Source organism: Carnobacterium viridans, assembly GCF_900102725.1.
GTDB classification, from domain to species: Bacteria; Bacillota; Bacilli; order Lactobacillales; family Carnobacteriaceae; genus Carnobacterium_B; species Carnobacterium_B viridans.
In genome coordinates this window covers 246,881-259,857 of sequence record NZ_FNJW01000008.1, presented here as the reverse complement: position 1 = coordinate 259,857, position 12,977 = coordinate 246,881, and the positions used below count along the sequence as shown (strand labels likewise).

Here is a 12,977-nt window from a genome sequence, read left to right as displayed (position 1 = left end):
AATTCCTATTTATTCAAAAAATATGTATAAACGAATAAGCAATAAAAAATATCAACTCATAGATTTTTCATTTTCATACGCAAAAAAAGACAAGATAGCTATATCTCGTCTTTTTTGGGGTCTATAATTTTTAGTGTTGGTAGATGTCTAAAATTGATTATACAAAATTTTTGGAGGAATAGGGGTTGCTTGTAGCCATGCATTGGATTCAATGCGAATTACAGAGCGTTGACGCTTCAGCGATTACGGCTTGAAAGCCTGAAGATGATAAGCTTCAGGCGGTCTCATGGCTCTATACAAGCAAACCCGTTCATTCCGGAAGAAATTTTAGTTTGATGCACCACACTATTTGTCATACAACCTTTTTTTGTCTTAGTTTAGTGTTCACTTAAAAAGTTCTTATGAGTCAATCCTTTATAGTGTTCAAAAAAACGTGCGGTATCTAATTCATCTTGTTTCAGCTGAGCGATTAAAGCATCAATCGAATCAAATTTCTCTTCATTGCGTAAATAATCGTACCAGAACACCGTCACTTCTTCACCATAAATATCTTCATTAAAATCAAGGATGTACACTTCAACCGTCAGCGGACGATTCGGCTCAAAGGTTACATTATGACCGATAGAGGCCATTCCTTTATAAACTTGACCCCCTACTAAAATTTCAACAGCATATACGCCTATGCGGGGCAATTTAACGAAGTTTTCAACTTCGATATTCGCTGTTGGAAATCCTAATAATCTTCCTCTTGCATCCCCATGTACGACTCTTCCAGGCGTAGCATAAACATAACCTAGTAGATTATTTGCAGCATCCATATCTCCAATCTCTAGAGCTAAGCGAATACGCGTAGAACTTATTTTATCTTCTTTTAAAAGTTGTTTTTCCACCACTACAATTTCAAAACGATCTTTAGCATATAGCGGCAAGTGCTCCATAGAGGCCACTTCTTTTTTTCCAAATGAATAATCAAAACCGGCTACAACCGTTTGAGCATGCAAACCAATAATATACTGTTCTACAAACTCTTGAGGAGCCAATCCTGCAAAAGCAGACGTAAAGTCTACTTCATAAAGAAAATCAACCCCAATTTTTTCCATTAATTCTTCTTTACGAGAAACAGTGGAAAGGTATTTATGATAATCCGGGTTTAATTTTTTAAATACAATTGATGGATGTTGATTAAATGTCATAACTGCTAATTTCAACTGATTTTTTTCGGCAATTTTTTTTGCTCTGCCGATTACTTCTTGATGACCTCTGTGGACGCCATCAAAAAAACCTAAAGCTAATACTACATTATCTTTAGGGATTTCATCTTCCTCATATGGATGATGTAATTTAATGATTTCCATAATGTGAAAACTCCTCTATAAATTATTTCGTAACACTTTAATCGGTTTTAAATATTCTTTTTTTTGCGGATGAATTGCATAAATACTGACAGCTTTTTGAAGATACATAAAGACGATCGGTTTAGACAATAACTCTTTAGGAACAGTAGTGATTGGAAGTACGGTTCCATTTTTCACTTTATCCCAAAGTTCTTGATCGATTTCAAAAGAACCCAACTCTTTCAAGCCAAATTCCAAAGGAAATAAAGCTTCTTCTATTTCTTGTTGTTCCATTTTTTTAGCGACTTGCGCTAAGGTCAAACAATCGCTGGCTTTAAACGTTCCGCTTAAGATACGTGTTAAATCTGACATATGCGCAGGGTAACCCAAATTTGCGCCTAGATCCACTGCTAGAGTACGGACATAAGTCCCTTTTCCACAAGCTACTTCAAATTTCCACGAAACAGTCCCTTGCTCTTCATCTACCAAAAGATCTGAAGTACGCTTAAATGATTTTATGTCAGCAATTCTAACCGGTCGCTCAACCGTTTCACCAGCACGAGCATACTCATACAATTTTTTTCCATTTACTTTTACAGCAGAATACATTGGCGGAATCTGAGTAATTTTCCCTACCATGTTAGACATAGCTTCATCAATACTTTCCAGTGATGGAACAATTTTGACACTAACTTGTTCAACAATTTCTCCGCTGCGGTCTTCTGTTGTAGTGGAATACCCAAGTGTGATTTCTCCTATGTATCCTTTACCCGTTTCCATCATATACTCAACAACTTTTGTGGCTTTGCCCACACAAATAGGCAATACACCATCAACATCTGGATCTAATGTACCTGTGTGCCCAATTTTTTTAGTTTTTAAGATTTTTCTGAGTTTAAATACACAATCATGGCTGGTCATGCCACGTTCTTTCCATAAAGGGAGAATACCTTCCATAGCTAAATCCCAACCTTCCTTTTTTTAACTCTCCTAGTATACCATAATTATTAAAATGTCGTCATCCATTAAAAGTGACTAAAAATTATTGAACCCTTTTTGACAGATGAAAAAAACTCCCCACACATAATATGCTAGAGTTTTCATCTGGCCTCTACTTTGGGGAGTTTATTTTAATCATCACGCCACCCATTTTTTGGGTTAACCGTTATTCATTAGAACTTAAAAATCATTTAGTTGGTATTTTTAGTACTTGGCCAACCTTTATAAGATTAGCATTGGTTAATTTGTTAGTTGTCACGATTTGCTGGACTGTAATGCCATGCTTTCTTGCAATACTATACAGTGTATCTCCTGATTTAACGGTATAGTTAGTTGTCTTCGGTACTGGACTTGGGATAGTTGGTGTACTTGATTTAGCAGGAATTTTTAGCACTTGTCCGATTTTTAGGATATTGGGATTTGATAATTGATTAGCAGCTACTAGCTGTTGGACTGTTACCTTATGAGCTTTAGCAATTTTTATTAAAGTATCGCCTGCTTTATAGGGCGACTATTTGTTTTTTTTCTATTCTATTTTTGAATTTTCAGTCAAAAAAACCTTCAAAAGGCTGACCCTTTGAAGGTTAGAAACAAGACTATTTTTAATGGTTCTGCAACATTTGACGTTGGTCAGTAATTAATTGAGTTTCTTTTAACACATTCCAGAAATTTTCGGAGGAATAGGAGGAGCTTGCAGCCATGAAAGAGGATGCATTGAGAATTACTTAACGTTCGGCTTTAGCCGCTACGTTAAGTTTGACGCTTGCAAGTTTTGAGACGCGTTCTTCGGTTCAAAATGGTCCCATGGCTTTCCGCAAGCTATCCCGTAATCCGGAGGAAATTTCCTTATCAACGCCAGAAAATGAAGAACCTTTTTAATCTTTATTTAAGTTACGCAATAATTCATCAATATGATTCCCATATTCAACAGATTCATCACGCTCAAATTTAATTTCTGGTGTCTTGTAAAGTGATAAACGTTGGCCTAACTCACTTCTAACTAAACCAGAAGCTTTATCTAGCCCTAGTTGTGTTTTTTCACGATCGCTAGCTTTATCAGATAAAATACTGTAGAAAACCGTTGCTTGTTGTAAATCACCAGTTACACGTACATCGGTTATATTTACATCAGCAACACGGGGATCTTTCACACGTTTTTTCAAGATATCATTTACTTCTCTTTGAATTTCTTGAGAAACGCGACCAATTCTATGATTTGCCATGTTTAACCCTTCTTTCTTAGGTATTACTTACGTTTAATTTCAACCATTTCATAAGCTTCGATAACATCATCCACTTGAACTTCGTTGTAATCTTTAATCATAAATCCACATTCGAATCCTTTTTTAACTTCTTTAGCATCGTCTTTAAAACGTTTCAAACTTGCTAATTCGCCTTCAAAGATAACAATGTTGTCACGAATCAAGCGGATACTGCTGCTACGAGTGATGTAACCATCTGTAACAAATCCTCCAGCAATTGTTCCAACTTTAGATACTTTGAATGTTTCACGAACGACTGCTTGTCCAGTTACTTTTTCTTCGTATTCAGGATCTAATAGACCTTTCATAGCTGTTTCAATTTCATCAATAGCGTTATAGATGATACGGTGTAAACGAATATCAACTTGTTCTTGATCAGCTTGAACCTTAGCTTGTGGAGTTGGACGAACGTTAAATCCAATAATGATTGCATTACTTGCGGCCGCCAAAGTGACATCACTTTCGTTGATTGCCCCTACTGCTGTATGAATCATTTTCACACGAACGCCTTCTACATCAATTTTTTGTAAACTTGATGATAAAGCTTCTGCAGAACCTTGTACGTCTGCTTTAATAATAACATTCACATCTTTTAATTCGCCTTCTTGTAAACTAGAGAATAAGTTGTCGATGGTTACACGATTCGTTACCGAACGTTGTTCAGCCATCGCTTTCTTCTCACGGGTTTCTCCAGCTGTACGAGCTGTTTTTTCGTCTTCAAAGACAACGAATTGATCTCCTGCTTGAGGCGCATTGTTTAAACCAGTAATTTCCACTGGAGCAGAAGGGCCAGCATGTTTAACACGTCGACCATTTTCATTAACCATTACACGAACACGTCCGTAAGTATTCCCAACTACAATAGGATCTCCTACATTTAAGGTTCCTTGTTGAACAAGTAAAGTAGCAATTGGACCTTTTGATTTATCTAAACGAGCTTCAATAACTGAACCAAGTGCTAAACGAGTAGGATCTGCTTTTAAATCTTCTACTTCAGCTACAAGTAAGACCATTTCTAATAATTCATCTAAGTTTTGTCCGAATTTAGCTGAAATTTCAACAAAGATAGTGTCTCCACCCCATGATTCAGGAACTAAACCATATTCAGTTAATTCTTGCATAACACGTTCAGGATTTGCATCTGGTTTATCAACTTTGTTCACTGCTACAATAATTGGAACTTCAGCAGCTTTAGCATGGTTGATTGCTTCAACTGTTTGAGGCATAACACCGTCGTCTGCAGCTACCACAATAATCGTAATGTCCGTTACATCCGCACCTCGAGCACGCATCGTTGTAAACGCAGCATGTCCTGGAGTATCAAGGAAGGTAATGATTTTTCCATCAACATCTACTTGGTAAGCTCCAATATGTTGTGTAATTCCACCGGCTTCGCCTAAACTAACTTTTGTATTTCTAAGAGAGTCTAACAAAGTTGTTTTACCATGGTCAACGTGTCCCATAATGGTTACTACTGGTGGACGAGAAGTAAGGTTTTCTTCAGCAGATTCTTGCTCAAAGTATACATCTAAATCAGATACATCTACTTGAACTTTTTCTTCCGTTGCAATACCATATTCCTCAGCCAATAATTCAATAGTTTCTTTACCTAAGCTTTGATTTAATGTAGCTACGATACCAAGCAGGAATAATTTTTTGATAATTTCAGCTGGTTCGCGGTAAATCTTTTTAGAAATATCTGCTACCGTCATACCGTCTGTATACACAAGCACTTCTGGCAACTCTTTGAATTTACGTGCTACTGGTGGTGCTACTGGTTTAGTTTCACCTTTTTTACCTTTTCTCTTACGTTTGTTGAATCCGCCATGTGTTCCCACACTGCCGCGGTTAAACGGTCTGTTACCCGTACGTTTACTTTTATTACCTGCTGGAGTAGCAGCTGCACGTTGTGGTGCTTGATTTCCAGTTCCAGTTTGAGCAGATTGACCGCTTGTTTGAGTTTTGGGTTTTGTTGATGCAGCTGGTCTAGCAGCTGGTTTGTTTGTTGATGCCGGTTTTACAGTTGTTGTATTTTTCGGCTTGTTTGTACCAGCTTGATTTTCTTTTGCTGGACGGTTTGGTTGATTGGATTGGTTCTTCTGATTCGTTATAGTATTACCACCTTTTTGATTTTTTGTACTTGAAGTACTCGTTGTTTCTGTTTGAACACTCTTGTTAGGAGCTGTATTGCCTTTTTTATTTGAAGCAAATACTTGATTTAGTTGTTCAACTTGCTTGTCTTCCATTGAAGACATATGGCTATTGTAATCAATCCCAAGTTCTTTTGCTTTATCAATAACACTTTTAGTTGGTACATCTAATTCTTTAGCGTATTCATATACACGTTTTTTAGCCATGTTATCACCCTCCAATTAAATTGATAATAATTCTCGGAATTTTTTTCCAAAGCCATTATCCGTGATGGTGCAAATGGTTCGCTCTCTTCCTATTGCTTGGCTTAATTCACTTCTCGTAAAGTGAATTATAAAAGGAATTTCATAATACCTACACTTATCCGAGACTTTTTTCTTCGTGTTTTCACTTGCATCTGTCGCTACAATCACAATTTTAGCGGACTGATTTCTGATTTCTTTTAAACTTAAGTCTTCACCAGTAGTCAGTTTCCCTGCTCGTGTTGCCATGCCTAAAAGATTTAAAACTTTTTGTTCTTCTATCATAAACTCATCCTAGCTTTTTGATGCGTAACATAGTCCAAAAGTTCTTGGTAAAAAGCATCGTCCAATGTTGTACCCAATACTTTATCCAGCACATGTTTTTTCCATGCAGATTGTACGATTTCAGGTTCAATTGAGACATAAGCTCCTCGTCCGGGCAATTTTCCGCTTGGATCGATAGATACTTGATTTTCTTTATTGATCACAATTCGAAGCATCTCTTTTTTAGGTTTCATTTCGTTGGAAATAACACATTTCCTCATAGGAATTTTACGTTTTGGCATCATTTTCACCTCTTGTTAGTCTTCCACGTTATCCCGTTCTTCAGCTAATTCAATCAATTCTTCTGCAGACTCAGCATCTAAATTACCTTCACCAATGTCATCAGCTATTGTGATTTCATCAAATTCAGAATCTAGGTCTTCAATCGATTCAATAATTTCTTCTTCATTCATTTCTTGTTCTTGACTTTCAATCGTTTCAATTACTTCAGCATATTTAATATCTTTTTCTAAACCAGTTTCTTCTTTAGCCAAATTGATAGCCTCCATGTCTGTTTCAGATTTGATATCGATTTTATAACCTGTTAATTTAGCCGCTAATCGAGCGTTTTGTCCGCGTTTCCCAATTGCAAGAGAAAGTTGGTAATCAGGAACGACTACTAAACAGCTGCCGTTAGACTCATTGAATGTCACACTGACAACTTGAGCAGGATTTAAAGCATTTCCGATATAAGTTGCAGGATCTGCATCCCATTCAACGATATCCATGTTTTCGCCTTTTAACTCATTTACGATTGCTTGAACACGTTGTCCTTTAGGTCCTACACATGTTCCAACTGGATCAATGTGTTCTTCTCTCGAACGAACGGCTACCTTAGCACGGTCACCCGCTTCTCTAGCGATTGAAACGATTTCGACCACTCCATCATAGATCTCAGGAACTTCTTGTTCGAATAAACGTTTCAATAAATCAGGATGGCTACGACTAACAAAAATTTGTGGTCCTTTTGATGTGTTTTCAACTTTTGTTACGTAAACTTTGATACGATCATGAGGTTTGTATACTTCATTAGGAATTTGTTCTTGTTTAGATAAAACAGCTTCAATTTTACCTAAATTAACGTAGATGTAGCGGTGATCTTGTCTTTCAACAATTCCTTGCATAATATCATTTTCATATGCAATGAATTCATTGTAGATTATGTTTCTTTCCGCTTCTCTTACACGTTGCATGATAACTTGTTTAGCTGTTTGAGCAGCAATTCTTCCAAAATCTTTAGGGGTTACTTCAAAACGAATTTTGTCGCCTAATTCATACGCTTTGTTTAATTCTAAAGCTTCTTCTATGCCTACTTCAAGACGAGAATCATAAACAACATCTACCACTTCTTTAACAGAGTAAACATGGATATTCCCTTTTTTTAAATCAAATTCAACTTCAACATTTTGTGCTTGACCATAGTTTCTTTTGTACGCTGAAACTAAAGCAACTTCTAAAGCTTCGATAACGAATTCTTTTGAAATTCCTTTTTCTTGTTCCAAAGCCTCAAGAGCATTTAACATTTCTTTGCTCATTTTTCACTTCTCTCCTATCCCTAACAATGATTTAATTTAAAATTGAATTGCTCTTCTAGCTTTCGCAATTGTTTTTCGACTGAATTCGATATCTTTCACTCTAGTTTTAATGCGAATAGTCAATGTCAACGTTTCATTGTTTACTTCTTTTAATGTACCTTCATAAATTTTTTCACCATCTACAGGTTCGTATAAAGAAATATGGATGTATTCCCCTACTGCATTAACATAGTCTTCTTCTTTTTTTAGTGGTCTTTCAGCTCCAGGAGATGAAACCTCTAAGAAGTATGCTTGTGGTATTGGATCTGGATTGATTTTATCCATGTGTTCGCTAATTTGTTCGCTAACCAATGCACAATCCTCTAAATCAATACCTTCTGGCTTATCAATGTAAACTCTCAAGAACCAGTTTTTGCCTTCTTTTATAAATTCAATGTCTTCTAATTCAAACTGATTTCTTTCAACAATAGGTTGCACGATTTCAGTTATTGTTTCTACCACATTACTCAACTTTTTCGCCTCCTTATAGTTAGTTTTCTAACTTACTGCCGAAAAAGAGTGAGCGTCACCGCTCACTCTCAACAGAATATCTAAATCCAAATAAATAGTACCATAAATTCAGGTAATAAGCAACAAAACACCATCAAATAAGTCTTTTCAGTTGTCTTTCACTTTAAGAATTCAACTGATCTAAATCGGTTGAATTTTTAAAAGAGATCAAATAAGGATAATTGGTTTTCATCTGGTAATCCTTTTAAAACACCATTTTCATTTAAAAACTCAATAACAGTTTTAGAAACTTTTCCTCTTTTAGCTAAATCTTCTTTAGAAAGGAACGGTTTGTCATTTCTAGCTTCTTTAATTTGTTTAGCCACATTGGCTCCTAAACTTGGTACAGCTCTAAATGGTGCGATAAGCGAATTGCCTTCAATAACAAAATTAGTCGGATCGGATTTTTCTAGATCCACCATTTTAAATTCAAATCCACGTTCAACCATTTCATTACACAATTCTAAAACAGTCAGTGTATTTTTTTCTTTTGTGGAAGCATCTAATCCTTTATCCGTGATTTCTTTCATTTTTAATTTCAAGCTCTCTTTTCCTTTAGCCATAGCGACTAAATCAAAATCATCGGCACGTACAGAGAAATAGGCCGCATAATAAAGGATTGGAAAGTGTACTTTATAGTAAGCTACTCGTAAGGCCATTAATACATATGCCGCAGCATGGGCTTTAGGAAACATATACTTGATTTTCAAACAAGATTCAATATACCACTCAGGAATTTTTTGATCTCGCATCGCTTTTTGCCAATCATCAGGAATTCCTTTTCCTTTACGAACAGATTCCATGATTTTAAAAGCTATCCCATCTTCTAAACCATTATGAATAAGATAAACCATGATATCATCACGACAACCAATTACTTCTGACAAAGGAATATTATTCATACGAATCAATTCTTCTGCATTTCCTAACCATACATCTGTCCCATGAGATAATCCAGATATTTGCAGCAACTCAGCAAAAGTTGTTGGCATGGTTTCTTCTAGCATCCCTCTTACAAAACGTGTACCAAATTCTGGTATCCCTAATGTACCTGTTTTTGATTGAATTTGTTCTGGTGTTACGCCAAGAACTTCAGTCCCACCAAAAATCTTCATAACTTCTGGATCATCAGTCGGAATGGTTTTAGGATCAATCCCAGATAAATCTTGCAACATTCTAATAACGGTTGGATCATCATGACCTAAGATATCTAGTTTTAACACATTGTCATGGATAGAATGGAAATCAAAATGTGTTGTTTTCCATTCTGAATCTTGAGCATCTGCTGGAAATTGAATAGGAGTAAAATCATAGACATCCATATAGTCAGGTATAACAATAATTCCGCCTGGATGTTGTCCGGTTGTCCGTTTGACTCCAGTTGACCCTTTTGCCAATCGATCAATTTCTGCGGCACGTAAGGTTAAATTGTTGTCCCGTTCGTATCCTTTTACATAACCAAACGCTGTTCTGTCTGCAACAGTACCAATCGTTCCAGCACGAAACACATAGTCTTCACCAAAGAGTTCTTTTGTGTAATTATGCGCTTTTGCTTGATAATCGCCCGAGAAGTTCAAGTCAATATCTGGTACTTTGTCTCCATAAAAACCAAGGAATGTTTCGAATGGAATATCGTGTCCATCTTTGTGCAGACGTGCTTCACATTTCGGACAATTTTTATCTGGTAGATCATATCCCGAACCAACAGAGCCATCTGTAAAGAATTCAGAAAACTGACAACTAGGGCAAGTATAATGTGGCGGCATTGGGTTAACTTCTGTAATCCCGGTCATTGTTGCAACAAAACTAGAACCAACTGAACCTCTTGAACCAACTAGATAACCATCTGACATACTCTTGTGAACCAATTTTTGTGAAATCAAATAGATAACCGAGAACCCATTTCCTATAATACTATTCAGTTCTTTTTCAATCCTCTTTTCAATGATTTCTGGTAAAGGATTGCCATATAATCGATGCGCTTCATCATAACTCAATTGACGTATTTCATCTTCTGAACCTTCAATTTTTGGCGTGTATAAATCCGTTTTGATCGGTGTAATATCATCATCCACCATATCAGCAATCTTATTCGTATTTTCAACAACAATTTGTTGCGCGGTTTCTTTTCCTAAAAACGAAAAAGTTTCTAACATTTCCGTTGTTGTTCTAAAATGAACTTCTGGCAATTCTGCCCGATTCAATGCATTCGCTCCACCTTGAGAATTGATTAAAATTTTACGATAAATACTGTCTTCCGGGTTTAAATAATGTACATTTCCAGTTGCAACTACTGGAATATCTAGCTCTCCACCTATTTTAACAAGATTGCGAATAATTTCTTCTAAATCTGATTCATTTGTAACCAACTCTTGTTCGATTAAAGGAGCATAAACTTCTTTAGGCATAACTTCAATGTAATCATAAAATTTTGCTTTATTTTTTGCTTCATCGTATCCTTTTTGCATCATAGCTTCAAAAACTTCTCCTTGACTGCAAGCCGTACCAATAATCAATCCTTCTCTAAGCTTATTCAGTTCAGAACGTGGCAAACGTGCCGTCCGGAAAAAATAATTGACCATAGATGAAGAAATCAATTTAAAGAGATTTTTTAACCCGACTTGAGAAGTTGCGATAATGGTTGCATGAAATGGTCGAGCCCGTTTATAAGCATCGCCTTCACCAATGTGTTCGTTTAATTGATCATGATAAAACATCTCATGTTCTTCTCTAGCCTCTTTTAGAAAAAGCCAACACAATTGTCCAGTCGTTTCAGAGTCAAAAATAGCACGGTGATGTTGTTCTAAATTAATTCCGTACTTTTTAGCTAACGTGTTTAACCGATGACTCTTATATTGTGGATGTAAAAAACGAGACAATTCAAGTGTATCAATTACAGGATTTGTAGCATCTGGGATATTGTGTTTAGCGTTACTTGTGTTTAAAAAGCCCATATCAAAACTAGCATTATGAGCAACGAGTATATGATCGCCCGCAAATTCTTTAAATAACGTTAAGACTTCTTCCTCAGACTTTGAGCCATGAACCATTTCATCCGTAATACCTGTTAAATTAATCGTTGTCTGTGACAAAGGATGACCGGGATCAATAAATTGTTCAAAAGACTCAATAATATTGCCTTTGTGCATTTTGACGGCTGATAACTCGATAATACTATTGTACACGGCCGAAAGCCCGGTTGTCTCCACGTCAAAGACGACATAAATCGCTTCAGATAACTCAATATGTTCAGGATTATAAGCAATCGGTACACCATCATCCACAATATTCGCTTCAATCCCATAAAGAATTTTAATGCCATTTTTTTGACCCGCATGAAAAGCATCTGGAAAAGATTGTGCGCCAAAATGATCTGTTAGCGCAACAGCTTTATGTCCCCATTTAGCTGCTTGATCCACTAGATCGCTAACTGTATTCGTTGCATCCATTTGACTCATATTGCTGTGCAAATGCAATTCAACACGTTTATTGTCCTCAGGAGCAGTATCTTTACGCGTCTCATGATCCCATTCCGTAATATCTTGAGCATTCAACACAAGATCCCGCATAAAGTTGTCTTCTTGGACACTACCTCTTACTCGGATCCACATTCCTTTTTTCACAGCCGCAAAAGCTGCTTCATCTTCAGGAGAGTTAGAGAATTTTTTTACTGAAAAAGAAGACGTATAATCCGTCATTTTTAGTATAAGTAATTGTCTTTCAGATCGTAATATCCGTACTTCAACATCAAAAACATATCCTTCAATTGTAACACGACGCTCTTCTTCAACAATTTGATCCATCTGTTTAACTTCTTCTTTAGCCGTAATTTTCCGGCCTAAAACGATTGGACCTTTTTGAGCTTGAACTTGATTTTTATTGTGTTTCTTTTCTTGTTCGGCTTTTTGTATATTCTCATTGGCTCGAATAGCCAACAACGTTTCCGATTCTTCTTTTTTCGCCTGGAATTCAGCTATTTTCTTCAGATGAGATTCCTCGTCAATAACCGGTTCGATTTTAAATCTTGGAAAACCTAAAGAAACATATGCTTCTTCAACTGGCGGCAAATACTGATTCATTAAATGCCCTTTAACAACTTCATTTTCAACATAAAATTGAATCTTTTTTCCATTCAAAAGTGGAAATTGTTCTCTAAAAGGTTTATCACAGATTGGTGAAGAAACTGCACTTAATTTCACTGCAGATGACCAGTAATGTTCAAGTTTTTCAATGGTCAATTTTGGTTGAAGCGTTTCAATCGTCAGTTGTACACTGGCTATTGGATTAAAAGCCAACTGCATTTTTTCAGACAGATTTTGATAAATTTCAAACGGCAAAATATCTTGAAATTGCAAATGGAAGTTCCAACATTTGGATAATTTATGAACCGTTACCTTTAAAACTTTTGCTTGAGAAAAATGAATCTTGTAACGGTCTTCATGATGTAAACCGATTTGTTCTAGTAATTTTTGAAATAATTCTTCTTGATTTAAACTCATGAGAAACTCCTTTCACTTACTAAGGGTAGTACTAAGAAGCAAAACGAACAATCAAAGTACAATTGTAAAAGGAGTACAGACA

At 36.2% G+C, this 12,977-nt stretch carries 10 protein-coding genes; all 10 read right to left on the bottom strand.

The window, feature by feature from the left end; genetic code table 11:
- Positions 1-377: 377 nt before the first annotated feature.
- On the bottom strand, positions 378-1,355 hold the full coding sequence (ribF, locus tag BLT48_RS02705; RefSeq protein WP_089975023.1) for a riboflavin biosynthesis protein RibF: 978 nt from the start codon (positions 1,353-1,355) through the stop codon (positions 378-380).
- Positions 1,356-1,370: 15 nt separating this feature from the next.
- A complete protein-coding gene (gene truB / locus BLT48_RS02700) occupies positions 1,371-2,291 on the bottom strand; it encodes a tRNA pseudouridine(55) synthase TruB (RefSeq protein WP_089975020.1) in 921 nt (306 codons plus the stop codon).
- Positions 2,292-2,520: 229 nt separating this feature from the next.
- The gene (locus BLT48_RS02695; RefSeq protein WP_244885794.1) at positions 2,521-2,727 is read right to left on the bottom strand and encodes a LysM peptidoglycan-binding domain-containing protein; all 207 of its coding nucleotides are present in this window, start codon (positions 2,725-2,727) and stop codon (positions 2,521-2,523) included.
- Positions 2,728-3,208: 481 nt separating this feature from the next.
- Positions 3,209-3,556: a 30S ribosome-binding factor RbfA gene (gene rbfA, locus BLT48_RS02690; protein WP_013710724.1), complete on the bottom strand. Its 348-nt coding sequence runs from the start codon at positions 3,554-3,556 to the stop codon at positions 3,209-3,211.
- Positions 3,557-3,579: 23 nt separating this feature from the next.
- The gene (infB, locus tag BLT48_RS02685) at positions 3,580-5,952 is read right to left on the bottom strand and encodes a translation initiation factor IF-2 (RefSeq protein WP_089975018.1); all 2,373 of its coding nucleotides are present in this window, start codon (positions 5,950-5,952) and stop codon (positions 3,580-3,582) included.
- Positions 5,953-5,967: 15 nt separating this feature from the next.
- Complete coding sequence (locus BLT48_RS02680; RefSeq protein ID WP_035022808.1) at positions 5,968-6,273, bottom strand: YlxQ-related RNA-binding protein; 306 nt, start codon at positions 6,271-6,273, stop codon at positions 5,968-5,970.
- Entirely contained in the window at positions 6,270-6,554 is a 285-nt protein-coding gene (gene rnpM / locus BLT48_RS02675; RefSeq protein ID WP_089975015.1) for an RNase P modulator RnpM, read from the bottom strand. Before rnpM ends, BLT48_RS02680 begins: the two co-directional genes overlap by 4 nt.
- Positions 6,555-6,569: 15 nt before the next feature.
- Positions 6,570-7,847 (bottom strand): transcription termination factor NusA, encoded by a 1,278-nt coding sequence (gene nusA / locus BLT48_RS02670; RefSeq protein ID WP_089975012.1) that lies wholly within the window; start codon positions 7,845-7,847, stop codon positions 6,570-6,572.
- A 36-nt stretch (positions 7,848-7,883) separates the two neighbouring features.
- Positions 7,884-8,357, bottom strand: a complete 474-nt coding sequence (gene rimP, locus BLT48_RS02665) for a ribosome maturation factor RimP (RefSeq protein ID WP_089975009.1) — start codon at positions 8,355-8,357, stop codon at positions 7,884-7,886.
- A gap of 197 nt (positions 8,358-8,554) precedes the next feature.
- Positions 8,555-12,895: a PolC-type DNA polymerase III gene (locus tag BLT48_RS02660; RefSeq protein WP_089975006.1), complete on the bottom strand. Its 4,341-nt coding sequence runs from the start codon at positions 12,893-12,895 to the stop codon at positions 8,555-8,557.
- Positions 12,896-12,977: the final 82 nt, after the last annotated feature.

Coding starts and splice junctions, on each gene's coding strand:
- ribF (WP_089975023.1), bottom strand. CDS start 1,355: ATGGAAATCATTAAATTACATCATCCATATGAGGAAGATGAAATCCCT.
- truB (WP_089975020.1), bottom strand. CDS start 2,291: ATGGAAGGTATTCTCCCTTTATGGAAAGAACGTGGCATGACCAGCCAT.
- rbfA (WP_013710724.1), bottom strand. CDS start 3,556: ATGGCAAATCATAGAATTGGTCGCGTTTCTCAAGAAATTCAAAGAGAA.
- infB (WP_089975018.1), bottom strand. CDS start 5,952: ATGGCTAAAAAACGTGTATATGAATACGCTAAAGAATTAGATGTACCA.
- BLT48_RS02680 (WP_035022808.1), bottom strand. CDS start 6,273: ATGATAGAAGAACAAAAAGTTTTAAATCTTTTAGGCATGGCAACACGA.
- rnpM (WP_089975015.1), bottom strand. CDS start 6,554: ATGCCAAAACGTAAAATTCCTATGAGGAAATGTGTTATTTCCAACGAA.
- nusA (WP_089975012.1), bottom strand. CDS start 7,847: ATGAGCAAAGAAATGTTAAATGCTCTTGAGGCTTTGGAACAAGAAAAA.
- BLT48_RS02660 (WP_089975006.1), bottom strand. CDS start 12,895: ATGAGTTTAAATCAAGAAGAATTATTTCAAAAATTACTAGAACAAATC.